The organism is Nocardioides sp., from assembly GCA_037045645.1.
Lineage (GTDB): Bacteria > Actinomycetota > Actinomycetes > Propionibacteriales > Nocardioidaceae > Nocardioides.
Genome location: JBAOIH010000001.1, coordinates 1,668,120 through 1,694,780, shown reverse-complemented (window position 1 = coordinate 1,694,780; position 26,661 = coordinate 1,668,120). Strand labels below are relative to the sequence as shown.

Annotated in this window: 31 protein-coding genes and 1 riboswitch; of the genes, 24 read left to right on the top strand and 7 right to left on the bottom strand. The window is 67.7% G+C overall.

Annotated elements, in window-relative coordinates; translation table 11 throughout:
* Nucleotides 1-15: 15 nt before the first annotated feature.
* Genes def through V9G04_08360 form a run of 4 tightly spaced genes read left to right on the top strand, consistent with a single transcriptional unit; the run spans nucleotide 16 to nucleotide 3,294 of the window.
* Nucleotides 16-561, top strand: coding sequence for a peptide deformylase (gene def / locus V9G04_08375; GenBank protein ID MEI2713302.1), 546 nt, complete (start codon nucleotides 16-18; stop codon nucleotides 559-561).
* 2 nt (nucleotides 562-563) lie between these two features.
* Complete coding sequence (gene fmt / locus V9G04_08370; protein MEI2713301.1) at nucleotides 564-1,508, top strand: methionyl-tRNA formyltransferase; 945 nt, start codon at nucleotides 564-566, stop codon at nucleotides 1,506-1,508.
* Nucleotides 1,505-1,915, top strand: a complete 411-nt coding sequence (locus V9G04_08365) for a hypothetical protein (GenBank protein ID MEI2713300.1) — start codon at nucleotides 1,505-1,507, stop codon at nucleotides 1,913-1,915. The genes fmt and V9G04_08365 overlap by 4 nt, the downstream gene beginning before the upstream one ends.
* Nucleotides 1,912-3,294 carry a transcription antitermination factor NusB gene (locus V9G04_08360; protein MEI2713299.1) on the top strand — a complete coding sequence of 461 codons (1,383 nt, stop codon included), beginning with the start codon at nucleotides 1,912-1,914 and terminating at the stop codon, nucleotides 3,292-3,294. Before V9G04_08365 ends, V9G04_08360 begins: the two co-directional genes overlap by 4 nt.
* A 10-nt stretch (nucleotides 3,295-3,304) precedes the next feature.
* Here the strand turns inward: V9G04_08360 and V9G04_08355 are convergent, their stop codons facing one another.
* Complete coding sequence (locus V9G04_08355) at nucleotides 3,305-4,036, bottom strand: AAA family ATPase (protein MEI2713298.1); 732 nt, start codon at nucleotides 4,034-4,036, stop codon at nucleotides 3,305-3,307.
* 41 nt (nucleotides 4,037-4,077) lie between these two features.
* On the opposite strand from V9G04_08355, the gene ligD reads away from it, so the two are divergent.
* Both ligD and rpe read left to right on the top strand, forming a co-directional pair.
* Nucleotides 4,078-5,028 carry a non-homologous end-joining DNA ligase gene (gene ligD / locus V9G04_08350; GenBank protein ID MEI2713297.1) on the top strand — a complete coding sequence of 317 codons (951 nt, stop codon included), beginning with the start codon at nucleotides 4,078-4,080 and terminating at the stop codon, nucleotides 5,026-5,028.
* A gap of 10 nt (nucleotides 5,029-5,038) precedes the next feature.
* Nucleotides 5,039-5,701 (top strand): ribulose-phosphate 3-epimerase, encoded by a 663-nt coding sequence (rpe, locus tag V9G04_08345; protein MEI2713296.1) that lies wholly within the window; start codon nucleotides 5,039-5,041, stop codon nucleotides 5,699-5,701.
* 7 nt (nucleotides 5,702-5,708) lie between these two features.
* Here the strand turns inward: rpe and V9G04_08340 are convergent, their stop codons facing one another.
* On the bottom strand, nucleotides 5,709-6,083 hold the full coding sequence (locus V9G04_08340; GenBank protein ID MEI2713295.1) for a hypothetical protein: 375 nt from the start codon (nucleotides 6,081-6,083) through the stop codon (nucleotides 5,709-5,711).
* 167 nt (nucleotides 6,084-6,250) lie between these two features.
* A riboswitch (FMN riboswitch) is annotated at nucleotides 6,251-6,383 on the top strand.
* Nucleotides 6,384-6,485: 102 nt separating this feature from the next.
* On the opposite strand from V9G04_08340, the gene ribD reads away from it, so the two are divergent.
* The 8 genes from ribD to V9G04_08300 are packed head-to-tail and all read left to right on the top strand — an operon-like array spanning nucleotide 6,486 to nucleotide 12,080.
* On the top strand, nucleotides 6,486-7,493 hold the full coding sequence (gene ribD / locus V9G04_08335; protein ID MEI2713294.1) for a bifunctional diaminohydroxyphosphoribosylaminopyrimidine deaminase/5-amino-6-(5-phosphoribosylamino)uracil reductase RibD: 1,008 nt from the start codon (nucleotides 6,486-6,488) through the stop codon (nucleotides 7,491-7,493).
* Between the two features lies 1 nt (nucleotide 7,494).
* Complete coding sequence (locus V9G04_08330; protein ID MEI2713293.1) at nucleotides 7,495-8,094, top strand: riboflavin synthase; 600 nt, start codon at nucleotides 7,495-7,497, stop codon at nucleotides 8,092-8,094.
* Nucleotides 8,091-8,783: a nicotinamide riboside transporter PnuC gene (pnuC, locus tag V9G04_08325; GenBank protein MEI2713292.1), complete on the top strand. Its 693-nt coding sequence runs from the start codon at nucleotides 8,091-8,093 to the stop codon at nucleotides 8,781-8,783. The genes V9G04_08330 and pnuC overlap by 4 nt, the downstream gene beginning before the upstream one ends.
* Nucleotides 8,780-10,000: a bifunctional 3,4-dihydroxy-2-butanone-4-phosphate synthase/GTP cyclohydrolase II gene (locus V9G04_08320; GenBank protein ID MEI2713291.1), complete on the top strand. Its 1,221-nt coding sequence runs from the start codon at nucleotides 8,780-8,782 to the stop codon at nucleotides 9,998-10,000. Before pnuC ends, V9G04_08320 begins: the two co-directional genes overlap by 4 nt.
* Before the next feature lies 1 nt (nucleotide 10,001).
* Entirely contained in the window at nucleotides 10,002-10,481 is a 480-nt protein-coding gene (gene ribH, locus V9G04_08315) for a 6,7-dimethyl-8-ribityllumazine synthase (GenBank protein ID MEI2713290.1), read from the top strand.
* 36 nt (nucleotides 10,482-10,517) lie between these two features.
* The gene (locus V9G04_08310) at nucleotides 10,518-10,781 is read left to right on the top strand and encodes a phosphoribosyl-ATP diphosphatase (GenBank protein ID MEI2713289.1); all 264 of its coding nucleotides are present in this window, start codon (nucleotides 10,518-10,520) and stop codon (nucleotides 10,779-10,781) included.
* Complete coding sequence (gene hisG / locus V9G04_08305; protein ID MEI2713288.1) at nucleotides 10,781-11,650, top strand: ATP phosphoribosyltransferase; 870 nt, start codon at nucleotides 10,781-10,783, stop codon at nucleotides 11,648-11,650. Before V9G04_08310 ends, hisG begins: the two co-directional genes overlap by 1 nt.
* The gene (locus V9G04_08300; GenBank protein MEI2713287.1) at nucleotides 11,634-12,080 is read left to right on the top strand and encodes a PH domain-containing protein; all 447 of its coding nucleotides are present in this window, start codon (nucleotides 11,634-11,636) and stop codon (nucleotides 12,078-12,080) included. The genes hisG and V9G04_08300 overlap by 17 nt, the downstream gene beginning before the upstream one ends.
* A gap of 2 nt (nucleotides 12,081-12,082) precedes the next feature.
* Here the strand turns inward: V9G04_08300 and V9G04_08295 are convergent, their stop codons facing one another.
* From V9G04_08295 to V9G04_08280, 4 genes are read right to left on the bottom strand one after another with little or no spacing between them, the layout of a single operon-like run.
* Nucleotides 12,083-12,985 (bottom strand): aldose 1-epimerase family protein, encoded by a 903-nt coding sequence (locus V9G04_08295; GenBank protein ID MEI2713286.1) that lies wholly within the window; start codon nucleotides 12,983-12,985, stop codon nucleotides 12,083-12,085.
* A 4-nt stretch (nucleotides 12,986-12,989) separates the two neighbouring features.
* Nucleotides 12,990-13,574, bottom strand: a complete 585-nt coding sequence (locus V9G04_08290) for a 4-amino-4-deoxy-L-arabinose transferase (GenBank protein MEI2713285.1) — start codon at nucleotides 13,572-13,574, stop codon at nucleotides 12,990-12,992.
* Complete coding sequence (locus tag V9G04_08285; protein ID MEI2713284.1) at nucleotides 13,561-14,001, bottom strand: hypothetical protein; 441 nt, start codon at nucleotides 13,999-14,001, stop codon at nucleotides 13,561-13,563. The genes V9G04_08290 and V9G04_08285 overlap by 14 nt, the downstream gene beginning before the upstream one ends.
* 47 nt (nucleotides 14,002-14,048) lie before the next feature.
* Nucleotides 14,049-15,758 carry a hypothetical protein gene (locus tag V9G04_08280; GenBank protein MEI2713283.1) on the bottom strand — a complete coding sequence of 570 codons (1,710 nt, stop codon included), beginning with the start codon at nucleotides 15,756-15,758 and terminating at the stop codon, nucleotides 14,049-14,051.
* 168 nt (nucleotides 15,759-15,926) lie between these two features.
* Here V9G04_08280 and V9G04_08275 point away from each other — a divergent pair, with 168 nt between their 5' ends.
* The 9 genes from V9G04_08275 (at nucleotide 15,927) to V9G04_08235 (ending at nucleotide 24,158) form a co-directional block, all read left to right on the top strand.
* A complete protein-coding gene (locus tag V9G04_08275) occupies nucleotides 15,927-16,655 on the top strand; it encodes a hypothetical protein (protein MEI2713282.1) in 729 nt (242 codons plus the stop codon).
* A 24-nt stretch (nucleotides 16,656-16,679) separates the two neighbouring features.
* Entirely contained in the window at nucleotides 16,680-17,198 is a 519-nt protein-coding gene (locus V9G04_08270; GenBank protein MEI2713281.1) for an SseB family protein, read from the top strand.
* 263 nt (nucleotides 17,199-17,461) lie between these two features.
* Nucleotides 17,462-18,217, top strand: coding sequence for a translation initiation factor IF-3 (gene infC / locus V9G04_08265; protein ID MEI2713280.1), 756 nt, complete (start codon nucleotides 17,462-17,464; stop codon nucleotides 18,215-18,217).
* 67 nt (nucleotides 18,218-18,284) lie between these two features.
* Complete coding sequence (locus V9G04_08260; protein MEI2713279.1) at nucleotides 18,285-18,497, top strand: bL35 family ribosomal protein; 213 nt, start codon at nucleotides 18,285-18,287, stop codon at nucleotides 18,495-18,497.
* Between the two features lie 72 nt (nucleotides 18,498-18,569).
* Complete coding sequence (gene rplT, locus V9G04_08255; GenBank protein MEI2713278.1) at nucleotides 18,570-18,962, top strand: 50S ribosomal protein L20; 393 nt, start codon at nucleotides 18,570-18,572, stop codon at nucleotides 18,960-18,962.
* A 9-nt stretch (nucleotides 18,963-18,971) separates the two neighbouring features.
* A complete protein-coding gene (locus V9G04_08250) occupies nucleotides 18,972-19,763 on the top strand; it encodes an RNA methyltransferase (GenBank protein ID MEI2713277.1) in 792 nt (263 codons plus the stop codon).
* A 9-nt stretch (nucleotides 19,764-19,772) separates the two neighbouring features.
* Nucleotides 19,773-20,831 carry an ATP-binding protein gene (locus V9G04_08245; protein ID MEI2713276.1) on the top strand — a complete coding sequence of 353 codons (1,059 nt, stop codon included), beginning with the start codon at nucleotides 19,773-19,775 and terminating at the stop codon, nucleotides 20,829-20,831.
* A gap of 74 nt (nucleotides 20,832-20,905) precedes the next feature.
* Entirely contained in the window at nucleotides 20,906-21,601 is a 696-nt protein-coding gene (locus tag V9G04_08240) for a response regulator transcription factor (protein ID MEI2713275.1), read from the top strand.
* Entirely contained in the window at nucleotides 21,594-24,158 is a 2,565-nt protein-coding gene (locus V9G04_08235; protein MEI2713274.1) for a DUF4153 domain-containing protein, read from the top strand. Before V9G04_08240 ends, V9G04_08235 begins: the two co-directional genes overlap by 8 nt.
* A 271-nt stretch (nucleotides 24,159-24,429) precedes the next feature.
* Here V9G04_08235 and V9G04_08230 read toward each other — a convergent pair whose 3' ends face one another.
* Nucleotides 24,430-25,491, bottom strand: coding sequence for an NAD(P)-dependent alcohol dehydrogenase (locus V9G04_08230; protein MEI2713273.1), 1,062 nt, complete (start codon nucleotides 25,489-25,491; stop codon nucleotides 24,430-24,432).
* A gap of 70 nt (nucleotides 25,492-25,561) precedes the next feature.
* Between V9G04_08230 and pheS the strand changes: the two genes are divergently transcribed.
* Nucleotides 25,562-26,659, top strand: coding sequence for a phenylalanine--tRNA ligase subunit alpha (gene pheS, locus V9G04_08225; protein ID MEI2713272.1), 1,098 nt, complete (start codon nucleotides 25,562-25,564; stop codon nucleotides 26,657-26,659).
* The last annotated feature ends 2 nt before the right edge of the window (nucleotides 26,660-26,661 follow it).

Genomic DNA, 26,661 nt, shown 5'->3' with positions numbered 1-26,661 from the left:
CTCACAAGGAGTGCCGTGCCGATCCAGCCGATCCGACTCTTCGGAGATCCGATCCTGCGCAAGCCGGCCCTCGAAGTGGTGGACTTCGACAAGGAACTGCGCCAGCTTGTCTCCGATCTCACCGACACGATGTTGCACGCTCCCGGCGCGGGGCTGGCCGCACCGCAGATCGGCGTCGGCCTGCGTGTCTTCACCTGGAACGTCGACGGAGAAGTCGGCCACCTGATCAACCCCGACCTCACGCTGTCCGAGGAGATCCAGGATGGCCCGGAAGGGTGCCTGAGCCTGCCCGAGTTGACGTACGACTGCCGCCGCGCGCTGAGCGTCGTGGCCAAAGGCTTCAACATGCATGGCGAGCCAGTCCTCATTGAGGGATCGGAGCTGCTTGCGCGGGCCATCCAGCACGAGACGGACCACCTCGACGGCATCCTGTTCATCGACCGACTGGACACCGAGGCGCGGAAGGCGGCCATGCGCGAGATCCGTGAGTCCGACTGGTTCGGCGTCGAAAAGCCGACCATCAAGTTGAGTCCGCATCCGACCGGGCCGTTCGGGTTCTGAGCATGCGCGTCGTCTTTGCCGGAACCCCTGAGGTGGCGCTCCCGTCGCTCGACGCGATCGCCGATTCGGATCACGACCTGGTGGCCGTTATCACCAGACCTGATGCGCCGGCCGGTCGCGGTCGTCGGCTCACTCCCAGCCCGGTCGCAGAGCGCGCCGCCGAGTTGGGAATCGAAGTCCTCAAGCCCGAGCACCCTCGCGATGTTGATTTCCAGCAGCGACTCCGCGCATTGCGGCCGGACTGCTGTGCCGTGGTGGCGTACGGAGCCCTCGTCCCGCAGTCCGCGCTCGACATCCCGACTCACGGCTGGGTCAACCTGCACTTCTCCGCGCTGCCTGCCTGGCGCGGCGCGGCCCCCGTACAACACTCGATCTGGGCTGGCGACGAGGTCACCGGAGCGACGACCTTCCGCCTCGTCCCGCAGCTCGACGCCGGACCGACGTTCGGGGTGATGACCGAACGAATCCGCCCCCACGACACCGCCGGTGACCTGCTCGGCCGTCTCGCCGAGGGCGGTGCGGGTCTGCTGTTGGCGACGCTCGACGGTCTCGAGGACGGCTCGATCGAGGCCCGGCCACAGCAGGTCGACGGTGTCAGCCTGGCGCCGAAGCTCGAGGTCGAGGACGCGTACGTCGACTTCGCCTCACCCGCGGTGCTCCTCGATCGTCAGATCCGAGCGTGCACCCCCGAGCCCGGCGCCTGGACCTGGGACCACGAAGGCAACCGACTCAAACTGGGACCCGTCAGCCTGACCGACGCGCCGGCGATCCGGCCCGGTCTGATCGTGGCGGGCAAGCGTGATGTGCTGGTCGGCACCGGAACCCATCCTGTTCGGCTCGGCCAGGTGCAAGCCGTGGGCAGGAAACCGATGCCGGCAGCCGACTGGGCACGCGGCGCCCGCCTGACCGAGGGGTCACGACTTTCCGCCGAGGGGTCATCAACATGACCTCCCGCCGTGCCACGATCGCCGACGTCGAGCGCATCTGCCTCTCCCTGCCCGAGACCGAACTCGGTACGACGTGGGGTGATCGGCCCACCTATGTCGTACGCCAAAAACCCAAGCCCCGCGGCTTCGTGCTCTTTCGTGCCCCTCGTCACGACGCGGTCGACCCGGAGACCGGGGAGGAGTACGACGACCTGCTGGTGATCCGGACTCCCGGGGCTGCGGAGAAGGCGGCGCTGGTCGAGGCCGACGGGCCGTTCTTCACCATCGACCACTTCCGCAACTTCAACGCCGTCCTGGTCCGGCAGAGCCGGCTCGGGGAGGTGGACGTCGACGAACTCACCGAGGTGATCACTGACGCGTGGCTGGCAGTGGCGCCCAAGCGCCTGGTCAAGGAGTTCCTCGCGTGAGCCGGCCGAAGGTCGATGCGGCCCGCAAGGTGGCGTACGACGTCTTGAAGGCCGTTCGGCTCGACGGTGCGTACGCCAACCTGGTGCTGCCGGAACTGCTGCGCCGCGCGGATCTGTCCGGCCGGGATGCCGCATTCGCCACCGAACTGGTCAGCGGCACGCTCCGTTGGCAGGGGACGTACGACGCGATCATCGACGCCTGCCTGACCAAGCCGCGCCTGGAGGCCAAGGTGCGTGACGTGCTGCGGTTGGGCGCCCACCAACTGCTGGCGATGCGGGTGCCCGATCATGCCGCGATCGCCACCTCGGTCGATCTGACCCGGGCCACGATCGGAGTGGGTCCGGCGGGACTGGTCAATGCGGTCTTGCGCAAGATCGCGAGCAACGACCTGGCCGGTTGGGTGTCTCACGTGGCCCCGGACCGGAGCGTCAACCGGGTGGCCCACCTCGCGGTGGCGTACTCCCACCCCACCTGGATCGTCGAGACGCTGGCCGAATCCTTGGCTGCGTCCTCACACAATGCCCATGAGCCAGGTGCGGACTCCGATCAGATGGAGGACCTGCTCGTCGCGGACAACGCGGCGCCGTCGGTCAGCTTGGTGGCTCGTCCCGGCCGGGCGACCCGCGACGAGTTGCCCGGCGAGCCGACGCGGTGGTCGCCCTACGGTGTCACGCTCACGGCTGGCGATCCGGCCGACATCTCGGCGGTCAAGGAGCAACGCGCGGGCGTGCAGGACGAGGGCTCGCAACTCGTCGCGATCGCCTTGGCGAAGGCAAGACTCGTGGGTCGCGACGAGCGCTGGCTCGACCTCTGCGCCGGCCCGGGCGGCAAGGCCGCGCTGCTGTCGGCGTTGGCTCATCAGGCTGGTGCACGGCTGGTCGCGAACGAACAACAGCCCCATCGAGCCGAACTCGTACGCCGGGCACTGGCAGGAGCGCGCGGCGTCGAGCAGATCACGGTCGAGGACGGCACGGCGCTCCCCGACACCGAACTGTGGGGCGAGAGATCGTACGACCGGGTCCTCGTCGACGCGCCGTGCTCGGGGTTGGGCGCGCTGCGGCGCCGTCCGGAGGCGCGCTGGCGCAAGAGGCCCGACGACCTGCCGGGACTAACGGACCTGCAATCGCGACTCCTCGACAGCGCATTGCGGCTGGTGCGGCCTGGGGGCGTGGTGCTGTACGCGACCTGCTCACCGGTGCTGGTCGAAACGCGCGACGTCGTGCAAGGCGCGCTCGACACGCATCCGGACGTACGACTGGCACCGATCGACCTCGACGTGGCGGATTCGGCCGGCCCGCTCCCACAGACCCGCCAGCTCTGGCCACACCGGCATGGCACCGACGCGATGTTCCTGGCGCTCCTGCGCCGCGACGGCTGAGCCCGCGAGTTCAGTCCGACAGGTGTCGCAGGTACGACTCAGGTGCGCTCAGGAAGCGCCGCCAGTGCCACACGAGGTCGAGTTCGTCCCAGGTCGTCTCGCGAAGCCCCCAGTCGCCGACCTCGAGGATTCTCGCGCCGGGCAGTGCCGCCAGCACGGGGGAGTGGGTCGCGCACAACACCTGGCCGCCCTCTGCGACAACTCGTTGCAGGACCGCGATCAACGCCAGCGTCGACGAGAACGACAGCGCGGCTTCGGGCTCGTCGAGGCAGAAGAAGCCGCCCGAATCGAAGCGTGACTCCAGCACCGCGAGGAACGACTCGCCGTGGCTCATCTCGTGATAACGCGGATCCGGGTTGCGGACGTTGGGGCGTTCCTCGATGTAGGAATACCAGCCGTGCATCGTCTCCGCGCGCAAGAAGAAGCCCCACTTGGTGGCCCCCAGCCCGCGCTGGACCTGCAGGGCCCGCCCCAACGGCGACTCGGTCTCCCGAGTCGAGTGCCGGCTGAACGTGGAGCCGCCCTCGGGTGAGAGGCCGTACGCCTGAGCCACCGCCTCGACGACGGTCGACTTGCCCGAGCCGTTCTCTCCGACGAGGAACGTCACGCCCTTGGTCAACCCAAGTCCCGACTCGGCGATCTGTGCGACCGCAGGAATGGTCAGCGGCCACTCACCGGCAGCCAACTCAGGGTCCGGTCGCAGCGAAACCCGCACGACCGGCGGCTGGGTGAAGTTGACCATGTGAGCGAGCGTACGAGGGCCGACCGACTAGCGTGCTGCTCATGGCGTCCCCGTTCACCGAGATCGAAGTGGACAGTCGCGTCATCAAGGTCACCAACCCCGACCGCGTCTACTTCCCCGAGACCGGCGCCACCAAGCTCGACCTGGTCGAGTACTACCTCAGCGTCGGCGACGGCATCGTCAACGCCCTGTGGGAGCGACCCACGATGCTGCACAGGTTCCCCAAGGGCCTGGCGGGCGACAAGGTGCACCAGAAGCGGCTCCCGAGTGGCGCTCCAGATTGGGTCGAGACCGTCGAACTGTTCTTCCCCCGCTGGAAGCGCACCGCCGACGAACTTTGCGTGACGGAGTTGGCCAGCGTCATCTGGGCGGTGCAGATGTCGACGGTCGAGTTCCACCCGTGGAACAGCCGCCGCGAAGATCCCGAGGTCCCCGACGAGTGGCGCATCGATCTCGACCCCGGGCCGGAGTCCGATTGGGCGCAGGTGCAGCGGGTGTCGCACGTCGCTCACGAGATCCTCGACGAACTCGGCGCAGTCGGCTACCCGAAGACCAGCGGCAGCAAGGGTCTGCACATCTACGTGCGGATCAAGCCCGAGGGTGACCACAAGGACGTACGCCGGGCAGCCCTCGCGTTCGCGCGCGAGGTCGAGCGTCGCGCACCCGACGACGTGACAACCGCCTGGTGGCGCAAGGACCGCGATCCCGCGCACCTGTTCGTCGACTACAACCAGAATGCCCGCGATCACACGATCGCCGCGGCCTACTCCGTACGCGGTCTGCCCGATGCCCGGGTCTCGGCGCCCGTGCGCTGGGACGAGATCGACGCCTGCGAGCCGCGGGACTTCACCATGGCCACCATGCCGGCGCGCTTCGCCGACATCGGTGACCTGATGCACGACATCGACGACCACGTCTTCGACATCGCGCCGCTGCGCGCCTGGGCGGATCGCGACGAAGCTGAGCAGGGCGATGGGCCGCCCGACCCCTAGGATCGCCGACGTGGGTATCCAGATCACGCCGAGCATCCTCAACGCCGACTTCGCCAATCTCGCCGCCGAGATCGGCCGCATCCCCAGCGCCGACTGGATCCACGTCGACATCATGGACAACCACTTCGTGCCCAACCTGACCTTCGGGCCGACCATGGTCGAGGCGATCTCCAAGGCGACACAAACGCCGCTGGACGCGCATCTGATGATCGAGGATTGCGACCGCAACGCAGTGGCGTACGCCGAAGCTGGCGCGCGGTCGGTGACCTTCCACGTCGAGGCGACCAAGGCTCCCATCCGACTGGCGAGGGAACTGCGCAAGCAGGGAGCAAGGGCCAGCATGGCGTTGAAGCCGGCGACGCCGGTGACGCCGTACGCCGACCTCCTCCCCGAACTCGACATGCTGCTGATCATGACGGTGGAGCCAGGATTCGGCGGCCAGAAGTTCCTCGACCTGTGTCTGCCCAAGATCCGGGAGGCACGCGCATTGATCGAGCGCACGGGCGGCGAGGTCTGGCTCCAGGTCGACGGCGGAGTCAGCGAAGAGACGATCGAACGCTGCGCCGAAGCGGGTGCGGACACGTTCGTGGCGGGCAGCGCGGTCTATTCGGCCGCCGACCCGGATGCGATGGTGAACCGGTTGCGAGAAAAGGCCGGACAGGCGAGCGCCTGAGATCGACTCAGTGCATGAACTGACCCGGATCGGATGACCGGTTGAGGTGCTCCTCGCGGATCCGGTCCTGGGCTTCCGCGCTGGTCACCTTGGCTTCAGTCTCGAGCCGTACGCCCTCGCGCCCGGCATGGTCGATACGCCGCGTCCACTCGACGATGTCGTGGGCGACGTCGTCGAGCCGGACGCCATGAAGCACCACCGCGTCAGCCTCGATCCGCTCCTCCGGTGCGATCCGCTCCAGCGCAAGCCGCTCGTGCACGGTGAGCGGACGCGTCAGCCGGATCCACACCGGATAGGTGTCCTGGTCGACATCGGCAGGGTCGACCGCCAGCTCCTTGATCGCCAACTCGACTTGGGGAGCACGGAGATTGGGCAACTGCATCGGGAACTCCTCACCGGCCCGACAACGCCCGTCTCACGACCGCGTCGAGCCCGAACTGCGACGGCTGGTCAGACTCCCACTGTGGTGGCTTTCACGTGTCCACGCAACCGACCGCCATGGTTTTCAGTACGCCGGGTATGGCAGGCTGCACCCCGCAAGCAACTAGCTCGCGTGCACTGGGGGCGGTGAAATTCCGCACCGGCGGTGATAGTCCGCGACCCGGCCACTCGCAAGGGTGGACGGTTGACCAGGTGGAACTCCTGGACCGACGGTCACAGTCCGGATGGAAAGCGCACGCGGCGGTGGCGAGCGCACCCGTCGCGCTACCACCGCTCTGCCCCCTGGCGTCCGCACCCGGACCAGGAGATGGCAGTGACCTTCACGGCAGCGGAGACCGCGGCGATGTCGCGTGCGCTGACCCTGGCGGCGACGGGTCCACGCTCCGCGAACCCCCAGGTCGGCTGCATCCTGCTCGACAGCACGGGCCGGACGATCGCGCAGGGGCACCACGAAGGCGCGGGAACGCCCCATGCCGAGGCCCAGGCACTGGCGAAGGCCGGCGCGGCGGCTCGCGGCGCGACTGCAGTGGTCACGCTGGAACCGTGCGACCACACCGGTCGTACGGGTCCCTGCTCCCAGGCCCTCATAGACGCGGGGGTCGCCAGGGTGGTCTTCGCCCAGGCGGACCCCAACCCGGCGGCCGCCGGTGGGCCGCGGCGGCTCCGCGACGCCGGGATCGATGTCGAGTCCGGGCTTCTCGGGGCGCAGGCAGCAGAACTCAACGCCGACTGGACGGTCGCGACCGGGCTTGGCCGCCCGTACGTGCTGTGGAAGTTCGCCACCACCCTCGATGGACGCAGTGCCGCCGCCGATGGCACGTCGCGGTGGGTCTCCTCCGTGGCAGCCCGGCGCGACACCCACCGTCTGCGTGCTAGCTGCGATGCGATCCTGGTCGGCACCAACACGGTTGCGGTCGACGATCCGCTGCTGACCGTGCGCGGGCACGACGATCTCCCGCTGGCCGTTCAACCGATGCGTGTGGTCATGGGGCTGCGCGACCTGTCGGGCGGCCGGCGGGTCTTCAACGCGGACGCGCAGACGGTCAGACTCCTCACCCGCGATCCCCACGCGGCGCTGAGCGACCTGAGAGCCCGCGGAATCCACCGCGTCTTCCTCGAAGGCGGTCCGACCCTGGCCGCCGCATTCCTCAACGCCGACCTCGTGGACGAGATCGTCGTCTACGTCGCGCCGATGCTGCTGGGCGCCGGCCGAAGCGCGGTCGGGGACCTGGGAATCGAGACCCTCGCCGACGCGCTGCACCTCGACGTGGTCGATGTCACTGTCCTGGAACCAGCGCACGCCGACGACTCGACCAACGTACGACTGACGCTTCAGCGGAAGGTTGCGTGAGATGTTCACCGGAATCGTGGAAGAACTCGGGGAGATCGCCGAGGTGGTCGAGCAGGGCGATGCCCGCAGGGTGGCCGTACGGGCACCGCTGGTCACCACCGACGTACGCCTGGGCGACTCGATCGCCGTCAACGGCGTCTGTCTGACGGTTGCGCACTGCGACGAGGGCGTGTTCACAGCCGACGTCATGCAGGAGACCCTCGACAAGACCTCACTCAAGGGCATCGAGCCCGGCACTCGCGTCAACCTCGAACGAGCGGTGCTGGCTACGTCGCGTCTGGGCGGACACATCGTCCAAGGGCACGTCGACGGCACCGGCGTCGTGGTGAGCCGTACGCCCTCCGAGCACTGGGAGGTCGTGGAGATCTCGCTGCCACCCGCCCTCGAGCACTATCTGGTGACCAAAGGCTCGATCACCGTCGACGGCGTGAGCCTGACCGTCGTGGACGTCGGCGCCGAGTCCTTCACCGTGAGCCTCATCCCCGAAACCTTGTCTCGCACCACTCTGGGACATCGCAGTCCCGGCGACCTCGTGAACCTCGAGGTCGACGTCATCGCCAAATACGTCGAGCGCCTGCTCGGCCGGAAGGACCCCAAGTGAACCTGCTCGAATGGCTGATCCACGGCACCATCCCCGTCCCCGGCGGCGAGTTGGGTGCGCGCGAGGTGATCGGCAACGTCTTCGGCCTCGCCAGCGCGATCCTCGGGATGAAGCGCCTGGTCTGGGCCTGGCCGGTCGGACTGATCGGCAATGTGCTGCTCTTCACCGTGTTTGCTTCCGGTGAACTCTCTGGGGTGACCGACGAACCGTTGTGGGGACAAGCAGGGCGGCAAGTGTTCTTCATTCTGGTCGCGATCTACGGCTGGTGGCGCTGGCGCAGCGTGCAGGCGGCCGGAGGCGCGAGCGACGGTGGTGCCATCGCGCCCCGCTGGGCAACCTTGGCCGAACGCGCCCAACTCGTGGTCCTCGGTGTCGTGGGGTACGCCGCGGCCTACTGGCTGCTGACCAAGATCGGCTCCTGGGGCCCCACGACGGAAGCCTGGATCCTGGCCGGTTCGATGCTCGCGACCTATGGCATGGCACGTGGCTGGGTGGAGTTCTGGTTGGTGTGGATCCTGGTCGACATCGTCGGCGTCACCACGCTGATCCAAGCCGGCTACTACCCGACAGCCGGGATGTACCTGTTCTACGCCGTCTTCGTGGTGATCGGCTTCTTCGTCTGGTGGCGGGCCAGCCGCACCACCGTGGACGCGACTCCCGCAGGGGAGCACGCGGGGGTGGTGGGGTGAGCGTCCGGCTCGACCCGGTTGAGCGCGCCATCGAGGACATCGCCCTCGGCAAGGCGGTCATCGTGGTCGACGACGAGGATCGCGAGAACGAAGGCGATCTGATCTTCGCCGCCGCGAAGGCGACTCCTGAACTGATGGCGTTCACGATCCGGCACTCCAGTGGCGTGATCTGCGCGCCGTTGCCCGGTGAGATCCTGGACCGGCTGGAGATCCCGCTGATGACTCCGCACAACAAGGACGCGTATCGCACGGCGTACACGATCTCGGTCGACGCGCGCGACGGCGTCACCACCGGGATCAGCGCCGCGGACCGCGCCCGCACCGTACGCACGCTCGCGGACTCGGCCACCGAGCCGTGGGAACTCACCCGGCCCGGGCATGTGTTCCCGTTGCGTTACCGCGAGGGGGGAGTGCTCGTACGCCGTGGTCACACCGAGGCGGCCGTCGACCTGTGCAACCTGGCGGGGCTGACCCCGGCGGGCGTGCTGGTCGAAGTGGTCAACGACGACGGCACGATGAAGCGCGGCCCGCAACTGCGCGAATTCGCCGACGAGCACGGCCTGACGATGATCTCGATCGAGGACCTGGTCCGGTTCCGCCGACGTCACGAGACCCATGTGGAGCGTGTCGCCGAGACCCGGCTGCCGACCAAGTACGGAAACTTCGCGGCGTACGGCTACCGCATCACGATCGACGGCTCCGAACATCTCGCGCTCGCCTACGGTGACCTCGCGGGTGACGCACCCGTCCTTACTCGCGTGCATTCGGAATGCCTGACCGGGGACGTGTTCGCGAGTGCGCGCTGTGACTGCGGACCACAACTCGACGAGGCGATGCTGCAGATCGTCGACGAGGGGAGAGGCGTGATCGTCTACCTGCGTGGCCACGAGGGGCGGGGGATCGGACTCGTGGCGAAGCTGCAGGCGTACGCACTCCAAGATGTGGGGCGTGACACCGTCGACGCCAATCTCGACCTCGGCCTGCCGGCCGACGCGCGCCACTACGGCACGGCCACGCAGATCCTGCGCGACCTTGACGTGACATCGGTGCGCCTGCTCACCAACAACCCCGAGAAGGTGACCTCGTTGGAGGACTTCGGCATCGAGGTCATCGAGCGCGTTGCCCTGACGCCACACCCCAACGACCACAACATCGACTACCTGCGCACCAAGCGCGACCGGATGGGCCATGCCCTTCCCGACCTGGAGGTGGACTGAGATGGCCGGACACGGGGCTCCCGAGGCCAAACAGGTCGATGCGTCCGACATCACGGTCGCGATCGTCGCAGCGTCATGGCACACAGTGGTGATGGACGGACTGCTGGCCGGCGCACGACGTGCCTGCGAAGCCGCGGGTGCCGAGCCCACGGTCGTACGCGTTCCCGGCACGTTCGAACTTCCCGTGGTGGCGGACGCCTTGGCCAAGACCCACGATGCCGTCGTCGCACTCGGCGTGGTCATTCGCGGTGGCACGCCACACTTCGAGTACGTCTGCTCGGCCGCCACCGACGGTCTCACCCGAGTGGTGTTGGACCGAGGTGTGCCGGTGGGCTTCGGTGTGCTGACCTGCGATGACGAGCAACAGGCCCTCGACCGTGCGGGCCTGCCCGGCTCTGCGGAGGACAAGGGATTCGAAGCCGCCTCGGCGGCGCTCGAGACGGCGCTCACGCTGCGCGGTCTCGCGCCGGAGGGACCGTGACCCCCCTGGGGTGGTCGGCCGATTAGGCTTGATCTCGTGAAGACGTTCGACGAGTTGTGGCACGAACTCAGCGAGAAGGCCAAGATCCGCCCCGAAGACTCCGGCACGGTGAGGGCTCTCGACGGCGGCGTGCACCAGATCGGCAAGAAGTTGGTCGAGGAGGCCGCCGAATCCTGGATGGCCGCCGAGCACGAGGGCCCCGAGCGGACCGCGGAAGAGATCTCGCAGTTGCTCTATCACGCGCAGGTGCTGATGCTGGCCAGCGGCGTGACGCTTCACGACGTGTACGAGAAGCTCTGATGACCGAGCTTCCCTCGGCTCCGCTGCTGCGGATCGCGATCCCCAACAAGGGCTCGCTCTCGCAGGCGGCGACGGAGATCCTGCGCGAGTCGGGCTATCGCCAGCGCAGCGACAGCAAGGAACTGCGCCTGGTCGACGCCGAGAACGGCGTCGAGTTCTTCTACCTGCGTCCACGCGACATCGCGGTCTATGTCGGCGAGGGACAACTCGACCTCGGGATCACCGGGCGCGATCTGTTGCAGGACTCGGGCGCGAAGGCAGACGAGGTGCTCGCGCTCGGTTTCGGTCGCGCCCAGTTCCGTTTCGCCGGCCCGATCGGCCGATTCCAGAACCTTGAGGATCTGGCGGGGCAGCGGATCGCCACCTCGTACGCCGGTCTGGTGCACGGCTTCCTTGAACAGCGGGGGATCGAAGCCTCGGTCACCCGGCTCGACGGCGCCGTCGAGACCTCGATCCAACTCGGGGTCGCGGACGCGGTCGCCGACGTGGTCGAAACGGGATCGACACTGCGTGCGGCCGGGTTGGAGACCTTCGGCGAGCCGTTGCTGCAGTCCGAGGCGTTGCTGATCAAGCGGGCGGGCACCGACGATCCGGCCGGTTTCGAGGTCTTCCAACGCCGCATCCGCGGCGTCTTGGTGGCCCGGTCCTACGTGATGATGGACTACGACATCCCCGAGCCGGCGGTGGAGGCCGCCGTCGAACTCACTCCCGGCATCGAGGGGCCGACCATCTCGCCGCTTCATCGCGAAGGCTGGGTCGCCGTACGCGCCATGGTGCCGCGCGCGGGGTCTCAGCCCTTGATGGACCGTCTCTACGATTTGGGTGCTCGTGGCATCCTTCTCACCGATATCCATGCCTGCCGACTCTGACCTCACCCTGCCCCACACGTGGCGGCCCTTCGGCGTACGGATGGCGGTCGCGGTCTTCGGTGGCGCCACCTTCATCACGTTCGCGATGATGTGGGTCGGCTTCGGCGAGGAGATCCGCAGCCGGTTCGTGTTCCTCGAAAAACTCACCATGCTCGCCATCGTCGCCGCGTTGGCCGCGTGTCTGTGGGCGCTGGGACGCTCGCGTGTGACCGCCGCCGTCGACGAGATCACGGTCGTCAACGGCTTCAAGACGCGGTCGTTCGCACCCGCGCAGGTGGTCGCGGTGCACCTGCCGGCGGGCGCGCCCTGGGCGACGCTCGACCTGGCCGACGGCAACACCGTCTCGGCGATGGGGATCCAAGGCTCTGACGGTGCTCGGGCTCGGCGCGCGGTGCACGAGTTGCGCACCGTCTTGGACTCCCAGGACTGAGATCAGATCGCGTAGATCCCCCAGCGGGCGCGGAACTCTCCGCCGGGGGCCAGCGTGATCAGATCTCGCCCCGAGTTGAACGCGTCGGCCGGTGAGGTCATCGGCTCGACCGCGATCGCCCGGCGGGCCCCGGCCGAGGGCTCGTCGGCGCTGAAGACCTGCACCCAGTGGTGCTGGTCGTCCATCCAGAGCCCGGCGCCGACACCGTCGAGGGTCAGCGTCACATGCGTACGCCCGTCGCTGCCGCGCCGCAGGTCGCCGAAAGCATCATCGAGGCTGAGGTCACCCAGCGCGCGGCCTGGCGCGAACTCGTACGCAGTTCCGTCCGTCGGCTCGTCCCCGATCGGAAGCAGCCGCTCGTCGGTGACCACCCGACTGCCGGCCGGCAGGGACAGCGTGGCCGCGTCGATCAAGGGGGCTGTCGTACGCAGGTACGGGTGGAACCCGGCGGCGAACGGGGCCGCCTGCGAGCTGCGGTTGATCGCTGCGTACGTCACGGTGAGTCCGTCGTGGGACAACGCGTACGTGAGGGTGAGATCGAGCGTCCACGGGTAGCCCGACTGCGCCATCAACCGATACCGCAAGGTGATCGCGTCCGCGCGATGCTCGTGCTTGTGCCAGGCCGCCCAGCGCACCAGACCGTGGCTGGCATTGGCACGTGCCGGTTCCGACAGCGGCAACTGCCGTGGCGTGCCCTCCCAGGTGTAGCGCCCGTCTCGAATCCGGTTGGGCCAGGGCACCAACACCTGGCCGCGTCCGGCCGCGGGCATCTCGGACTCGGCGAAGGGGTCGATCAGGTCGCGCCCGTCGTACGACAACTCGCGCAGCGTGGCACCGCCCTGGGTGAGCGTGGCGCGGTAGCCGCCGTGCGTGATCGCGTACTGCTCACCGGTGGGAGGGACCATGAGGTCACCCTAGAGTCCGATGCACCTCGCCGGTCTCGCCGTCGACCTGGAAGTCGGCTCGCAGCCTGGTGCGCTCCCTGGCGTGCAGGGCGTCCTCCTCCGGGCGCCACCGAAGCCAGTGCGAACGCATGCTCTCGCCGTCTCGCTCGATGCCTCGGTCCAGGCGGGTGCTCGACGGTGCTTCGACCCACACGAGAGTCGTGCGCCACGGGTCGAGCAACGGGGTACCGGAACCGACCCCCTCCACGAGCAGCAGGTTCGTGTCGGGGACGTGGTGCCACTCGGCCCAGCCGTCCGCGTGCCAGTCCCAGCGCCGCCACCGGCCCGGTACGCCATGGGCGATCGGCGCCACCACCCGAAGCAGGCTCACCGCCAGGCCGGACAGTCCACCCCAGCCCTCGAGCATCTCGTCGGTCTCCAGCAGCACGGCACCAGGTGAGCGTGCCTGCAACGATCGCGCCAACGTGGACTTCCCCGAACCGGCCGGGCCGTCGACGCAGATCAGCCGTGCCGCCCCGAGGGTCGGTGCCTGCGTTGCGGTGTGGGCCAGGATCGCCGTGACGTCGTAGGCCTTCTCAGGTGATGCCACGGTTCTTCAAGATCGCCTCGATCTCGGACATGTCGTCGTCGAGCGGAGCCTGCGACCGTGGAGCCGACGACGGGGGGAGAGGCCTCTTGGCGTCACCGGACACCGCACCCGGCGAGCCGACGCGCTGCGCGTTGCGTCCGTGGAGGAATCCACCGACGACCCACAACACGGCCGACAGACCGGCCAAGGCTGTGCCCGCCCACACGAACGGACTGAAGACCAGGCTGGTCGCCCAGTCGGTGATCGAGCCGGCGATCTCGGTGAACATCTCCAACGTGCCGGTCAGCCAGGCGGCGGCCGGCAGCAGCGCGAGCGCGAGCCCACGCGTACCCGCAGCGGCACCCCGACTGCGAAACGCCCACCAGGTGTAGAGCAGGCCGGCGACCGTCAGTGAGAGGGCCAATGCCATCCAGGCGGCGTCGTTCATGCCTCCAGCCTGACACACGCCTGCACGATCAGCCGCGCATTGTGGTGCTACCCGATCGTGATGGGCTGTTCGGCCACGGCCTGGTTGCCGTCGCTGTCGGTGACCGTGGCTCTGAGGATGTAGTTCCCGGGCTCGCCGTCGCAGGTGAAGGAGCCGGACAGCGGCGGGTCGCTGAGGTAGAGACACTCCCAGGTGTAGGCCGTGGGATCGTCCAGGTCGATCTCGAGTTCGGCTGGAGCACTGGTGCCCTGGGTGATGCGGTAGGTCCCCGACAAGGAACCGGTCACGAATGACGGCAGCGGATCGAACGCCACGCTCAACTGTGTGGGTACGACCGACGCCGACTCGGCCCCCACGCCGACCCGGTTGATCGCGCGTACGCTCGCGGTGGCGAAGTTGCCACCGTTCCACTCGACGTCGAAGCCTCCGGGGCCGAGGGGTGTCCACGCTGTCTCGCTGCGTCCTTGGGGCTGGAAGGTCACCCGATAGCCGAGCACCACTTCGCCGTTGTCTCCGCCCGGCTGCACATCGACGTGCACCACCCCGTAGTCGGAGTTGTGGGTCACTCCGGTCACCAGCGGAGCGTTGGGAACTCCTGGTGTGGTCTTCCGGCTGATCAACACCTTGGCGGTGGCGCCCGCACTGAGCACCGCGATCCGTGTGCCGGCGGGGGTGGTGAAACTGCTGCCTGGTTGGAGCGCCGGGTCCGCGGGGGAGTAGGCGTCCAGGAAGGTGTCGTCGCTGCCCGGGCTGCCGTCGAACATGGCCAGAGAGGATCCGCCGGTGTCCTGGCGTACGAGCACCCCAGCGCCGTGCTCGAAGAACTCCCCGTCCTCGGGTTCCTGGGGATCGCGACGCAGATACTCCACCCAGAACGTCTTGCTGCCTTCCACGACGCGCACTGCTTGGAGGGCAGGCCCGGGCGCGGTCGTATCCCCGAGCTCGTACGTCCCGGACCCGGTCACGGTCGCCGTGCGCCGCCCCCATCCCAAGCGCTTGAGGGAGGCCGAGGAGAAGCTGGTCGCGCCCATGTTGCCCATCGGGTCGAACACATCGCCGTACTCGATCACCTGGCACTTGCCGGTCATCACCACGGCATGACCGTCTTGTTTGCACAGCCGCGACTGCGCGTGGGTGAGCCCGACGTTGTGTCCCAACTCGTGCACCAGAGTCTGGAAGTCGGGGCCGAAGTTGATCCAGGTGAAAGCACCGGGACGCTCGCCGTACGAGGCGAACCCGTCGCACTGGGGCTGCATCACCATCAAGCGGTTGTACTTCCTGAGGTTGTAGCCCGCGCGTCGGGCCGCTGCCAGCGGCTCCCTGCGCAGCAACATGTTGCAAGACATCTTCGGCAGCTTGACCCATTTCGAGATGGAGAACCGGAACTTCTGCTTGCCCCGCGATGACGCCTGGAAGAAGTTGCCGACCTTCTTCATCAGCGTGGTGAGTTCGGGCTTCGTCGGATGCGCGGGAGGACGACCACGGCTGTACGAGCGCAGCACGATGATCTTGATCCGCTTCTCCGGCCTCAGGCGCGGCAGCGCGCGCACGTCGGAGCGTACGTCTGGGGCCATCGACTCGCGAGCCACGACCATGTCGTCGATCAGCACCTTCGTGGCCCGACTTTCGGGCGGGAGAGTTACTGGAGTTGACGCGGTCGTCGACGGCCGCTGGCTCTCAACTGCTTGCGAGGTGGACACCATCGACATGGGCAGGAGCGCCGCCAGTGCGGCCGCGAGCGTAACTCTGCGCAACATGAGGTGACGCTAAATCGTCCGTCGAGCGTTGTCAGGAGAATCGCGGCCATCGCGCACACAAGTCCTTGTGGCAACGGGCCGGCGAAATTGCGATCGCGTCACACGAAACCTTGAGGGAGAGCACGGATGCGACTCGTCACGAGAACACTTACTGGGGTGGTGCTCGCAATGGCCACGGCAGTTCTGCCAGCCCCGGCACACTCGGTGCCGCCTCCTGAGTCGAGTGCCGCCCTGGGCGACGGTTCGATCCTGATCGCGCCCCCCGACGGCATCGCACGCGGCTACTGCATTGACATCGACTGGGGTTGGGACTTCAAGATCCCGCCGGGCTACAGGTGGCGCGCGTGGTTGTCGTTCACATCCCCCGGAAACCCAACTCCGCATCTGAACTGGGAGGGGCTGAACACCTCCTCCGACTCTCTTGCCCCTACCGGCACCCAGACCAGCGACTTGTGCCTTGCCCCCTGGCTCGAGGCGGGCAGGTACTCCCTGATGGGGACTCTCTATCTCGTGGATTCGAACTATCGCGAGACCACGTTCGAATTGCCTCCGGTCAGTTTCAACCTGCGCAAACCCGAGTCGTACACCACCTTGCGCGTGAAGCCGAAGAGCCCGCGCAAGGGCAACATCGTGCGGATCTTCGTGACCTCGAAGTTCGAGAGCGAAGACGGAACACCCTTGCCAGTCGCCGACGACGTGATCTTGCAACAGCGCAAGAGTGGCCGCTGGCGCAAGTTCGCCGGCGAGGTCAAGACGACCAACGCCAAGGGTGTGGCGGTCTACAAGGTGAAGAACTGGAAGTTGAAGAAGGTGACGCTGCGGGCCAAGACGTTGCCCAGCGCAGGCGAGTTCGGCAAGTCGACGAGTCCGACCGTCGTGGTGAAGATGCGCAAGTGAGCGCGCCGATGACACACTCCGAGCGTGTCCGATCCTGATCGTTTCCGCGGCGTTACCGTCCCAGACCCGGGCTTCTCCGGCGACACCGGTGAGGTGTCACCCGAGGTGGCGCTGGCGCTCCAGACGTACACCGACGACTCGGCGAGGTTCCCCGAGGCGCTCAATGCCTTGAGCGCCTCACGCGTCCTGGTGCCGGTCGTAGCCGTCCTCGGCGAGGTGGAGTACGACGACCGGGGCCTCGCGCACGACAAGTCCAGTGACATGGCGGCGGTGCTGCTCACCGGTGCCGACGGGCGACTCGCACTGCTGGCCTTCACCGGGACCGAGCCCCTGACCCGCTGGAATCCAGAGGCCCGCCCGGTGCCGGTCACCGCCCAGGTCGCCGCGATGGCGGCGGTCCAAGACCAGGCGGACGCGCTGATCGTCGATATCGCCGGCCCGCATCGCCTGGTCGTCGAGGGCGACGACCTGCGCGGCCTCGCCGCGGGCCATCGCCTGGTCAAGGTGGGCGACGACTGGGGCTGGCTCGTCCCCGACAGTTGAGTTGGGCCAGCCCAGGGGTTGAGTCCCGCCTCGCTAGGTGTTGAGTTGGGCCTCGCTACGTCGATTCGCGCCCCCGGGAATGAACCCGTACTCTTGGGCCGTTGACCGATCAGTCGTGGTGACACGACCGATCACGCAAGTGGGGACAGCACGATCGTCTCCCACCCGCATCGGCCGCCGTACGCACGTACACCAGGTCGTCGGGTCCGGGTCACGAACGGCGCTGACGTCGAGCAGACGAAGGTGCTGGTTCTGGCTTCCGCTTGCACGCTGCGGAAGCCTTTTGCAATTCGAGAGGTCCTCCGCACCACTGCACACCAAACACTGGAGGACACATCAGCACCGAGCTGCGCATCAACGACCGGATCCGGGTTCCCGAGGTCCGGCTTGTCGGACCCAACGGCGAGACCGTGGGCATCGTTTCCACCAACGAAGCCCTCAAGCTCGCGGCAGAGGCGGACCTTGACCTGGTCGAGGTGGCGCCGATGGCGCGTCCGCCGGTCTGCAAGCTCATGGACTACGGCAAGTTCAAGTACGAGAACGCCCAGAAGGCTCGCGAAGCACGCCGCAACCAGACGAACGTGATCATCAAGGAGATGAAGCTTCGTCCCAAGATCGACCAGCACGACTACGAGACCAAGAAGGGTCACGTCGTGCGGTTCCTCAAAGCCGGCGACAAGGTCAAGATCACGATCATGTTCCGCGGTCGCGAGCAGCACCGCCCCGAGCTGGGGTTCCGACTGCTGCAGAAGCTGGCCGAGGACGTCGCCGAACTGGGCTTCGTGGAGTCCTCGCCCAAGCAGGACGGCCGCAACATGATCATGGTCCTCGGACCGCACAAGAAGAAGGCCGAAGCCAAGGTCGATGCGGCCGCCGCGAAGGCTGACCGGCAGGCCGAGCGTGACGCCAAGGTCGCCGACGAGCGCGCCGAGCGTGAGGCTGCGCATGCCGCAGGCCCGGTCGCGCAGAAGAAGGAACGTCGGCGCTCCGAGAATCTCGACGCCGACATCGACATCTGACCCACCACTGATTTCGCGGACGTACGACCACCTGGTCGGCACCCGCACCTGTAGAGGAGAGAGCAACATGCCGAAGAACAAGACCCACTCGGGCACCAGCAAGCGCTTCAAGGTGACCGGCTCGGGCAAGATCCGTCGCCTCCAGGCCGGCCGCAAGTCCGGTGCTGCGTTCGCGTCGGCTCCCACCACGGGCAGCCGCAAGAAGCACCGCCGCAACGCCGGCATGGTCGAGTTGGAGAAGGCCGACGTCAAGCGCGTGAAGAAGCTGCTGGGTCTCTGACCCGCTCCCACCCCTAGGTGGTCGAGCGGAGTCGAGACCACACCCGAATTTGAAGACACAAGGAGAACCATCATGGCTCGCGTCAAGCGCGCAGTGAACGCACACAAGAAGCGTCGGACCACCCTCGAGCGCGCCAGCGGCTACCGCGGCCAGCGCTCGCGCCTCTACCGCAAGGCCAAGGAGCAGGTCACCCACTCGCTGGTCTACGCCTACAACGACCGCCGCAAGAACAAGGGCAACTTCCGCAAGCTGTGGATTCAGCGCATCAACGCTGCTGCCCGCGCCAATGGCATCACCTACAACCGCTTCATCCAGGGTCTGGGCCTGGCAGGCATCGAGGTCGACCGCAAGATCCTGGCCGACCTGGCCGTCAACGACGCTCCGGCGTTCGCTGCGCTCGTCGAGGCCGCGAAGGCCGCGCTGCCCGAGGACGTCAACGCTCCTCGCGAAGCGGCCTCTGCCTGATCCCGCACGATGCAACCGCTGACGCCGGGCAACACCCGGGTCAAGGAAGCACGCAAGTTGAGCCGCCGTTCGGTCCGCACCGAGCGGCGGCTCTTCCTTGCCGACGGCCCCAAGGCCGTCGAGGGTGCGCTCCGTGTCGAGGGATGCGTCGTCGAGGTCTTCGCGACTCCCGCCGCCACGCACAAGTACGCCGAGTTCGTCGCCGCCGCACCGCGATGGACCCTTGTTACCGAGGAGGCGATGGCCTCCCTGAGTGACTCGGTGGCCCCTGCCGGCGTGGTTGCTGTGTGCCATCCGATTGACGCCCCACTTGCGCATGTCCTGACCGCGAGCGGCCGGTTGCTGGTGATCTGCGCGGACGTACGCGATCCGGGCAATGCGGGCACCGTGATCCGTACGGCTGATGCGGCTGGCGCCGACGGCGTAGTGCTCGCCGGGCACTCGGTCGACGCGTTCAACCCCAAGACCGTACGCGCGACCGTGGGGTCGCTGTTCCATCTTCCGCTGGCCATCGAGCCCGACCCGGCCGAAGCGATCGCGAAGGCCCAAGCACGTGGCCTGACCGTGCTCGCGGCCGATGGTGAGGGTGAGGTCGACTTGTTCGAGGCCGACGAACTCCTCGCCGCGCCCACTGCGTGGCTGATGGGCAATGAGGCGTGGGGACTGCCCGACGAGATCGCCGCACTCGCCGACCACCGCGTACGCATCCCGATCGGCGGCCGAGCCGAAAGCCTCAACCTCTCCACCGCGGCTGCGGTCTGCCTGTTCGCGTCGGCCAAGGCCCAACGCGCGCGGGGCTAGAGTGCCCGGGTGGCTGACTCTGGCTCAGACCGGCTCCAACTCCTTGCCGAGGCGAATCCCGACGGCCTGATCGGTGCCGACGCCTCGGGCATCGTGATCGTGCTCAATCACGTCGGCGCGCGCATGCTCGAGGTGGAGGTCGACGACGCGTTGGGACGCCCACTCGACGAGGTCTTGAACCTTCAAGACGAACGCGGCCGGCGCTGGGTGGCGTACAACCGGCCGTACGAGTCGCTCAACATCCGCACCGGAGTGCCCGAGCAGTCCTGGCTATTGCCCACCGGCCGTGAGGTGCTCACGACCGCGAGACTGCACCGTACGCAGCCGAAGGGTGAGTTGATCGGCATCGGTATCGGAATGCGGTCGGGGCGAGGTCGCGAGCGGCTCGATCGGGAACGCTCCGACCTGGTCGCGACCGTCGCGCACGAACTGCGCTCACCATTGACCGGAGTCAAGGGCTTCGTGCAAGTCCTCCTCAACCGAGGGGACCGGCTCACCGACGACCAGAAACGGCTCATGCTCACCACCGTCGCAGCCGACGCGGATCGGCTCGCGCAACTGATCACCGACCTACTCGATGTTGCCCGGATCGACACCGGGCGGCTGCAACTGGCGATCCGGCCCGTGGATCCCGCGCCCCTGGTGCGACGGGTCGTCGAGTCGATCGAGGCGGGCCGAAGCCGAGAGATCGCCCTGGCGCTCGACGCAGAACTGCCCTGGATCCTGGCCGATCCGGACAAGTTCGTGCAGGTCGCGACCAACCTGATCGAGAACGCTGTAGTCCACGGCGGCAGCCGGATCCAGGTCGTCGTCACCTGCCACCCCGGCGAGGATGAACTGCTCTTGCGCGTCCAAGACGACGGCGAGGGCATCCCGGTCGAAATGCGGCGTCGGGCCTTCACCAAGTTCTGGAAGGGCGGGGCCAGCACGGGCACCGGACTGGGCCTGTATGTCGTGAGCGGACTGGTGCGAGCGCACGGGGGCGAGATCGAACTCGGTGACGCCCCCGGCGGCGGTGCCCGGGCAAGCGTCTGGTGGCCCGCGACAGCGCGCCCGCGGTCGGCCTGACCGCCGTACGACCTGCACACAACCTTCACGATTCACCGACAGGTTCCGACGGGTCGTCGCCCTAGGGTCGACTCATGACATCGCGGACGGTTCTGATCGTCGAGGACGAGCGGGCCATCAACGACGCTTTGGCCGATCGGCTCACTGCCGAGGGCTATCTCGTACGGCAGGCGTTCACCGGACCGCAGGCAGTTGAGTTGGCTCTCGCCGAGCAGCCCGACGCGGTCGTGCTCGACGTGATGCTGCCCGGTTTCGACGGGTACGAGGTCTGCCGTCGGATTCAGGCCCAGCGCCCCGTGCCCGTGCTGATGCTGACCGCCAAGGACGACGAGGCCGACATCCTGATCGGGTTGGCGGTCGGTGCCGACGACTACCTGACCAAGCCGTTCCGGATGCGAGAGGTGGTGGCGCGGGTTGCGGCCCTGCTGCGCAGGGTGGATCGCGCCGCGCAACTGGCCGCCGCACCTGGCGGAGATCTACAGGTCGGCGACCTCAATATCGACCAGCACACCCGACGAGCCCGCGTGCGCGGCGCAGAGGTGCACCTGACACCGACAGAGTTCGACCTGCTGGTCTGCCTAGCCCGCGAGCCCGGCCGCGTCCTGACTCGTGAATCACTGCTCGCGGAAGTCTGGGACTGGCCCGGAGCCAGCGGGACTCGGACGGTCGACAGCCATGTGAAGGCGTTGCGCGCCAAGATCGGGCCCGCACGCGTACGCACGGTGCACGGTGTCGGGTATGCCCTTGAGGCGGGCGGCAACGATGAGTGAGCCCACTCCCGGCCCGCTCGACGCGGTCCGTTCGATCAAGACCAAACTCGGCTTGCTGGTGGCGGTGTCGGTGCTGCTGGCCGTGGTTTTGGGCATCGTCAGCCACGCCGCCGGTGTGCAGTGGTGGCTGAGCGTCCCGGTGGCGGTGGTGCTGTCTCTCGCGGTGACCCAGTTGCTCGCTGCCGGGATGGTCGCGCCACTGCGCCAGATGACGCAGGCTGCTCGACAGATGGCACGCGGTGACTACTCGACGCGCGTCACGACACACGCGAGCGACGAGGTCGGCGAACTCGCGAGCGCGTTCAACCAGATGGCGGCCGATCTCGACGAGGTCGAGCAGAGTCGCCGCGAACTCATCGCCACCGTCTCCCACGAGTTGCGTACGCCGGTCACCGCGATCACCGCTCAATTGGAGAATCTCGCCGACGGGGTGGTGGCGGCCGACCCCGAACGATTGGCTCGCCTGCACGAGCAGTCCGTACGCCTGGGTGCGCTCGTCCACGACCTGCTGGAACTCTCGCGGCTCGAAGCCGGTGCGTCGACATTGGAGCGACAGCCCGTGCTGCTTCGAGCCCTCGTCCTGGACTGCGTCGCCACCGTCGAGCACGCGAGGGCGGCGACGTTCGCTGTGGAGATCTCCGACGACCTGACCGTGTCCGCCGACCCCACCCGGCTGCGCCAACTCCTGCTCAACGTGCTGGACAACGCGGCCCGGCACAGCCCTGCGGGCGAACCGGTGACCGTACGCGCAGCAGCCGGGCCGGTCGGCTGGCATGTCGAGGTGGTCGACCACGGGCCAGGAGTCGCCCTCGCCGACCGCGAACGTGTCTTCGAACGCTTCGGCACCGGTGAGCACGCAGGCGGCACCGGCCTGGGCCTGGCGATCGCGCGCTGGGTGGCCCAACTGCACGGTGGCGCGCTCCGCTTCGTCGACCGAGACCAGCGCACTGGCGCGGTCGTACGCCTCGAGGTGCCACACGAACTGCCCGCCCCACCCATCCCAGGAGATGCCGAGATGACCCTCCCCACCCTGACGCCGACGCCGACCCCCACGGGACAGCCGCTCGACGGCTTCTGGCCGGAGGAGCCCGGGCTCAGGCACACCTCCGTCCTCCTGGCTGCCGTCGGCGTCGGAGTGCTCGGGGGAGCGTTCCTGGTCTTCCCGTGGACCGGCGTGATGTGGACGGTCGTACTCCTGACGGCCCTCGTTGCCGCGTTCTTCGCCGCCCGGCATCGCCGGTCGCCGTTCACTGTCGCGACCACGGGCGTCGCCGCCCTCCTGCTGCTCCCGTTGACCCTGCGTGATGACATCGTGCTCAACTACCTGGGCGTCCTCCTCGCGGGCGCGGTCTTCTTGATCGGCATCACCGAGGCGAGAACTGTCCCGGGCTTCATCCTGTCCGGTCTCGCGTGGCCGATGTCGGCCATCCGCGGGATGCCGTGGCTCGCACGGTCGTTGCGCGTCGCCGGGCTCGGCGGTCGACGCACCGCAGCCGTACGCACGGCCGTGTGGTCTGCTCTGGGCCTGTTGATCTTCGGTGCACTCTTCGCCTCAGCGGATGCCCTGTTCGCGTCCTGGGTCGAGGCGATCGTGCCCAACCTGACCATGGGGGACCTTGTCGCGCGGTGTTTTCTCGGTGCTGCTGTCTTCGGTCTGACGCTCGCGGCGGCGTACGTCGGCGTGAATCCGCCCGCAGTGGAGACTGCCCTGCCGACCCGGAGTGGGCGGCTCGCCAACCGGTTCGAATGGCTCGTTCCGGTGCTGGTGATCGACGCGGTCTTCGTACTCTTCCTGATTGCCCAGGCGACGGCGATCTTCGGCGGGCATGCCTACCTCGAGTCGACGACGGGGATCACGTACGCCGACTACGTCCACCAGGGATTCGGGCAGCTCACCGTCGCCACCGCTCTGACCCTGCTCGTCTTCGCGGTCGCGTCGCGATGGGCCGGGGAAGCCCCGCTCGACCGACTCTGGCTGCGCATTTCCCTTGGGCTGCTGGGTGCCCTCACCCTGGTCGTGGTGGCCTCGGCGCTCTATCGGATGCACGTCTACCAGCAGGCGTACGGATTCACGGTCCTGCGCCTGGTCGTGGACGTCTTCGAGGGCTGGCTGGGTCTGGTGATCGTCGCCACCATGGTGGCGGGTCTCCTCGGCTGGGGCCGGCACCTGCCTCGCTTTGCCGTGCTCAGTGCCGCCGCTCTCTGGCTCGGCTTGGCGGTGTTGAACCCCAACGCGTGGGTGGCCAATCAGAACATCGATCGGTATCAATCCACCGACAAGCTGGACGTGGACTACCTCGGCTCGCTGAGTGCGGACGCCGCCCCGACCATCGCGGAACGGCTCCCTGCCGACGTGGCCACGTGCGTGCTGGATCGCCTGACGCTGAACCAACTCAGTGGTGAATACCGCGGCGACTGGCGGGTCTGGAATCTCGCCCGCCATCGCGCGCTTCCGGTCGTTTGGGAACTCGGCCTGATCCCGAGCGCAATCGAAGCACCCGAGTCGGACACCTCGTTGAAGTGTGCTCGCGTCAGCGATTCCTTCGTGATGGACTGACGCGCCTCGGTGGTTGAGGAGGCCGCGCGGCGGCCGTCTCGAAACCAGGCCCGGCTACCGGTGGTTGAGGAGGCCGCGCGGCGGCCGTCTCGAAACCATGCCTGCCTACCGGTGGTTGGGGAGGCCGCGCGGCGACCGTCTCGAAACCAGGCCCGGCTACCGGTGGTTGAGGAGGCCGCGCAGCGGCCGTCTCGAAATCAGGCCCGGCTACCGGTGGTTGAGGAGGCCGCGCAGCGGCCGTCTCGAAACCACTCTGCGGCACCCGCAATCCTCAGCCCGGGTTGATCGTCGAGGTGTCGATCACATATCGATAGCGCACTTTGCCCGCCACCACGTCGTCGTAAGCCTGGTCGATAGTCCTGGTGTCGCTCGCGTCCAGCGTCTCGATGGTGGCGCCCAGGCCGTGCTCGGCACAGAAATCGAGCATCTCCTGGGTCTCGGCGATCCCACCGATCTGGGACCCGGCCAGCACCTTGTTGCCGCCGATCACGGCAAACGGTGGGATCGAGTACGCGTCGTTGGGCAGTCCGACATTGACCATGGCTCCGTTGGGGCGCAACAGCCGCATGTACGCCTTCATATCCAAGTCGGCGCTGACGGTGTTGATGATCAGGTCGAAGGAGCCGCGCGCAGCCTTCATTGCCGCGGCGTCGCTGGTGGCGATGTGTTGCGACGACCCGAGCGCTTCCGCGTCAGCGGCCTTGTCGGACGTACGCGAAAGCGTGCTCACCTCTGCTCCCATGGCGGCAGCGATCTTCACGCCCATGTGGCCCAGCCCGCCGACTCCGACGATGGCGACCTTCTTGCCGGGCCCAGCTCCCCAACGCTTGAGAGGGGAGTACGTCGTGATCCCCGCGCACAGCAGCGGCGCGACCTCGTCCAGACTCAGGCCCTCGGGGACGTTGACCACCATCCGCTCGGTCACCACGATCTGCTGGCTGTACCCACCCGCGGCCCACTCCCCGTCGTAGTTCTGCGCGTTGTAGGTGCCGACCGCGGGCTTGGTGCAGAACATCTCCTGACCGTTCTTGCACCACTCGCACTCGGCGCAGCTGTCCACCAGACAGCCGACGCCGACTCGGTCTCCGACCTTGAACTTCGTCACGGTCGAACCCACCGCTGACACGGTGCCGGCGATCTCGTGACCGGTGACGATCGGATAATGCGCAGCGCCCCACTCGTCGCGCACCGTGTGGATGTCGCTGTGGCAGATCCCGGCGTACGCCACCTCGATACGCACGTCGTCGTCTCGCAGATCGCGGCGCTCGATCGTGACCGCCTCGAAGGGTGCGCCGGCGGCGGGGACAGACAGGGCTGAGGTCTGAGTGGGCATACCAGCGATGCTAGCGGGCGGGGGAGCCTCCTAGAATCGCCACGATTTCTCAGATGCAAGGAGTGGAGCCATGTCCGGCCCCAACAATGACTTCGATCCGGTCGAGGTCACCCCGCTCAAGGCCGACGAGGTCGAGCGGATGCGTGAAGAGGCGCTGGCCGCCATCGCGAAAGCGTCCGACCTGGACACGCTCAAACAGGTCCGACTCGAGCACGCCGGCGACAGGTCGCCATTGGCGCTGGCCAATCGCGAGATCGGCGCACTGCCGCCGCAGGCACGCAAGGATGCCGGGCAGCGGATCGGCCAGGCCAGGGGAGCGGTCAACAAGGCGCTCGGCGAGCGTCAGGTCGTCCTCGACGCCGAACACGAGGAGCGGATGCTGGTCGAGGAGACGGTGGACGTCACCCTGCCCACGACACGCCGCGCCCGGGGCAGCCGGCACCCGATCACCCTCCAGACCGAGCTGATCTCCGACATCTTCATCGCGATGGGCTGGGAGATCGCCGAAGGGCCGGTCGTCGAAGCCGAATGGCTCAACTTCGACGCGCTCAACTTGGGCCCCGACCATCCGGCACGGACCATGCAGGACACCTTCTGGACCGAGCCGGCCGACCATCACGTCGTGCTGCGTACGCACACCTCGCCGGTTCAGGCGCGCACCATGCTCACGCGCAAGCCACCCATCTACGTGGCCTGTCCGGGCCGGGTCTTCCGCACCGACGAGTACGACGCCACTCACTCGCCGATGTTCCACCAGGTCGAGGGGCTCGTGGTGGACGAGGGCATCTCTATGGCGCACCTCAAAGGGTCCCTGGACCACCTCGCCTCGCAGCTGTTCGGGGACGGCATCGACACCCGGTTCCGGCCGTCGTACTTCCCCTTCACCGAGCCCTCCGCCGAGGTCGACGTACGTTGTTTCGTGTGCCGTGGCGTCGACTCGGCGACGTGTCGTACGTGTCGCGGCGAGGGCTGGATCGAGTGGGGCGGTTGCGGCGTGGTGAACCCGCGCGTGCTGATCTCCGCTGGCGTCGACCCCGAGATCTACTCGGGATTCGCCTTCGGGATGGGCATCGACCGCTCATTCATGTTCCGGCACAACCTTGAGGACCTGCGCCCGCTCTTCGAGGGCGACGTCCGCTTCTCGTCCGCATTCGGAACGGAGATCTGAGC

What these genes read in the sequence shown, in the direction of transcription:
- V9G04_08365 (MEI2713300.1), top strand. Translation starts at nt 1,505, where the DNA reads ATGACCTCCCGCCGTGCCACGATCGCCGACGTCGAGCGCATCTGCCTC.
- fmt (MEI2713301.1), top strand. Translation starts at nt 564, where the DNA reads ATGCGCGTCGTCTTTGCCGGAACCCCTGAGGTGGCGCTCCCGTCGCTC.
- V9G04_08285 (MEI2713284.1), bottom strand. Translation starts at nt 14,001, where the DNA reads ATGAACGACGCCGCCTGGATGGCATTGGCCCTCTCACTGACGGTCGCC.
- V9G04_08230 (MEI2713273.1), bottom strand. Translation starts at nt 25,491, where the DNA reads ATGCCCACTCAGACCTCAGCCCTGTCTGTCCCCGCCGCCGGCGCACCC.
- ribH (MEI2713290.1), top strand. Translation starts at nt 10,002, where the DNA reads ATGGCCGGACACGGGGCTCCCGAGGCCAAACAGGTCGATGCGTCCGAC.
- ribD (MEI2713294.1), top strand. Translation starts at nt 6,486, where the DNA reads ATGTCGCGTGCGCTGACCCTGGCGGCGACGGGTCCACGCTCCGCGAAC.
- V9G04_08260 (MEI2713279.1), top strand. Translation starts at nt 18,285, where the DNA reads ATGCCGAAGAACAAGACCCACTCGGGCACCAGCAAGCGCTTCAAGGTG.
- V9G04_08300 (MEI2713287.1), top strand. Translation starts at nt 11,634, where the DNA reads ATGCCTGCCGACTCTGACCTCACCCTGCCCCACACGTGGCGGCCCTTC.
- hisG (MEI2713288.1), top strand. Translation starts at nt 10,781, where the DNA reads ATGACCGAGCTTCCCTCGGCTCCGCTGCTGCGGATCGCGATCCCCAAC.
- ligD (MEI2713297.1), top strand. Translation starts at nt 4,078, where the DNA reads ATGGCGTCCCCGTTCACCGAGATCGAAGTGGACAGTCGCGTCATCAAG.
- V9G04_08295 (MEI2713286.1), bottom strand. Translation starts at nt 12,985, where the DNA reads ATGGTCCCTCCCACCGGTGAGCAGTACGCGATCACGCACGGCGGCTAC.
- V9G04_08280 (MEI2713283.1), bottom strand. Translation starts at nt 15,758, where the DNA reads ATGTTGCGCAGAGTTACGCTCGCGGCCGCACTGGCGGCGCTCCTGCCC.
- V9G04_08240 (MEI2713275.1), top strand. Translation starts at nt 20,906, where the DNA reads ATGACATCGCGGACGGTTCTGATCGTCGAGGACGAGCGGGCCATCAAC.
- V9G04_08275 (MEI2713282.1), top strand. Translation starts at nt 15,927, where the DNA reads ATGGCCACGGCAGTTCTGCCAGCCCCGGCACACTCGGTGCCGCCTCCT.
- rplT (MEI2713278.1), top strand. Translation starts at nt 18,570, where the DNA reads ATGGCTCGCGTCAAGCGCGCAGTGAACGCACACAAGAAGCGTCGGACC.
- V9G04_08235 (MEI2713274.1), top strand. Translation starts at nt 21,594, where the DNA reads ATGAGTGAGCCCACTCCCGGCCCGCTCGACGCGGTCCGTTCGATCAAG.
- V9G04_08250 (MEI2713277.1), top strand. Translation starts at nt 18,972, where the DNA reads ATGCAACCGCTGACGCCGGGCAACACCCGGGTCAAGGAAGCACGCAAG.
- V9G04_08330 (MEI2713293.1), top strand. Translation starts at nt 7,495, where the DNA reads ATGTTCACCGGAATCGTGGAAGAACTCGGGGAGATCGCCGAGGTGGTC.
- V9G04_08340 (MEI2713295.1), bottom strand. Translation starts at nt 6,083, where the DNA reads ATGCAGTTGCCCAATCTCCGTGCTCCCCAAGTCGAGTTGGCGATCAAG.
- pheS (MEI2713272.1), top strand. Translation starts at nt 25,562, where the DNA reads ATGTCCGGCCCCAACAATGACTTCGATCCGGTCGAGGTCACCCCGCTC.
- V9G04_08355 (MEI2713298.1), bottom strand. Translation starts at nt 4,036, where the DNA reads ATGGTCAACTTCACCCAGCCGCCGGTCGTGCGGGTTTCGCTGCGACCG.